The sequence below is a fragment of the Sphingomonas horti genome (assembly GCF_009753715.1).
GTDB classification, from domain to species: Bacteria; Pseudomonadota; Alphaproteobacteria; order Sphingomonadales; family Sphingomonadaceae; genus Sphingomonas_B; species Sphingomonas_B horti.
This window is the reverse complement of sequence record NZ_WQMS01000018.1, coordinates 1-1269: the sequence shown is the minus strand read 5'-3', so window position 1 is coordinate 1269 and position 1269 is coordinate 1. Positions and strand designations below refer to the sequence as shown.

General features: G+C 66.4%; 1 protein-coding gene. It reads left to right on the top strand.

The window, feature by feature from the left end:
- Positions 1 to 63 precede the first annotated feature (63 nt).
- Positions 64 to 1235, top strand: a protein-coding gene (locus tag GON01_RS15460; protein WP_157028297.1) for an IS3 family transposase whose coding sequence is annotated in 2 segments (ribosomal slippage) — positions 64 to 328 and positions 328 to 1235 — 1173 coding nt in all. Because the reading frame shifts where the segments join, the coding sequence is not laid out codon by codon here.
- Positions 1236 to 1269: the final 34 nt, after the last annotated feature.

Below are 1269 nucleotides of genomic sequence, written 5' to 3'. Positions count from 1 at the left end.
TGAGCTGCCCCCTTCTGAGTGGTCCAGATTGTATCATAGTCTGGAACCCGAAGGAGAATTGGGATGGCAGGTCGCAGGCACACGACCGAGGAGATTATCGGCAAGCTGCGTGAGGCGGAGATCGTGCAGGCGCAGGGCGGGACGGTGGCGGATGCGTGCCGCCGGATCGGGGTTACGGAGCAGACGTTTTTCCGCTGGCGCAAGGAGTTTGGCGGGCTGAAGGTCGACCAAGCGCGGCGGATGAAGGAACTCGAGACCGAGAATGCACGGCTGCGGCGGGCGGTGGCGGACCTGACGCTGGACAAGCTGATCCTGAAGGAGGCAGCGCGGGGAAACTTCTGAGCCCCGCGCGGCGGCGGCGCTGCATCGATCATGTCCGCAAGGAACTGTGGGTGTCGGAGCGCCGGGTGTGCCGGGTGCTCGGGCAGCACCGATCGACGCAGCGCAAGGCGCCGCGCGGGGCCGACGACGAGGACGCGCTCACCCAAGACATCATCGAGCTGGCCCGGACATATGGCCGCTATGGCTATCGCCGGGTGACGGCGTTGCTGCGCGATTCCGGCTGGCGGGTGAACCGCAAGCGGGTGGAGCGTATCTGGCGCCGCGAGGGGCTGAAGGTACCGCAGAAGCAGCCGAAGCGCGGCCGGCTGTGGCTGAACGACGGATCGGTCGTGCGGCTCCGGCCGGAATACCCGGGGCACGTCTGGGCGTATGATTTCGTCGAAGGGCGGACGCATGAAGGCCGGAAATTTCGCATCCTGACGATCATCGACGAGGCCAGCCGCGAGTGCCTTGCGATGGTCGTCGCCCGCAAGTTGAAAAGCGACGACGTGCTGGCGGCGCTGGCCGATCTGTTCGTGCGGCGCGGGCCGCCGGCGCATATCCGATCGGACAACGGTCCGGAATTTGTCGCCAACACGGTGCAGGCGTGGCTGCGCCAGGTGGGCGTGAAGACGCTCTACATCACGCCTGCCTCGCCGTGGGAGAATGGCTATAACGAGAGCTTCAACGGCACGCTCCGCGACGAACTCCTGAACGGCGAGATCTTCTACACGCTGGCTGAGGCCCGAGTGCTGATCGAGGCCTGGCGGCGGCATTACAACACCGCACGACCGCACTCGAGCCTGGGCTACCGCCCACCGGCCCCAGAGACGGCAATGCCGCCATGCCCGCCCTCCGGCTTCGCTTCGCTCCACCTACGGGCGGGCATGGCGGCGGAGGAACGAATGCACTAACATCAAACCCGGACCACTCGGTGGGGGCCGATCA